At 66.1% G+C, this 551-nt stretch carries 1 protein-coding gene; it reads left to right on the forward strand.

Translation table 11 applies throughout. The features are described 5' to 3' along the window. Positions 1-115: 115 nt before the first annotated feature. Positions 116-551, forward strand: a 436-nt coding sequence (locus V6U90_RS33815) for a transposase (protein ID WP_334445276.1), incomplete at its 3' end; no start/stop codon positions are given.

A 551-nucleotide genomic window follows, 5' to 3' on the forward strand; every position in this document is an offset into this window, starting at 1 on the left:
GGCAGAGTGGTGTACGGCAGACCTGCAGCTCAGAGCCGGTTTGGCGTAGACGTGAGGCGGCCACCGCGTGATCATTCGAACTGAGTTCCCGCTCAAGATCGAGGAGATCAACGCGATGGCCAACCCTAGTATCGACCCTGCCCGGTTCCTGCACGAGCACCTCACCGCGGCGTCCCCGGACCTGCTGCGCTCGCTGCTGACCACGTTCATCGACACCCTCATGTCCGCTGAGGCCGACGCGATCTGCGGCGCGGAGTACGGCACCAGCTCGCCGGAGCGGGTCAACACCCGTAACGGCTACCGGCACCGCGACTTCGACACCCGCGCCGGCACCCTCGACATCGCCATCCCCAAACTGCGCTCCGGCTCGTACTTCCCCGACTGGCTGCTGGAGCGCCGCAAACGTGCCGAGGCGGCCCTGACCTCGGTCGTCGCGACGTGTTACCTGCTCGGCGTCAGCACCCGACGGATGGACAAACTCGTCGAGTCGTTGGGGATCACCCGACTGTCGAAGTCGCAGGTCAGCGTGATGGCCCGTGACCTCGACGAAC

Origin of the sequence: Micromonospora sp. CPCC 206060 (assembly GCF_036906895.1) — a bacterium.
In the GTDB taxonomy this organism is placed as follows: domain Bacteria; phylum Actinomycetota; class Actinomycetes; order Mycobacteriales; family Micromonosporaceae; genus Micromonospora.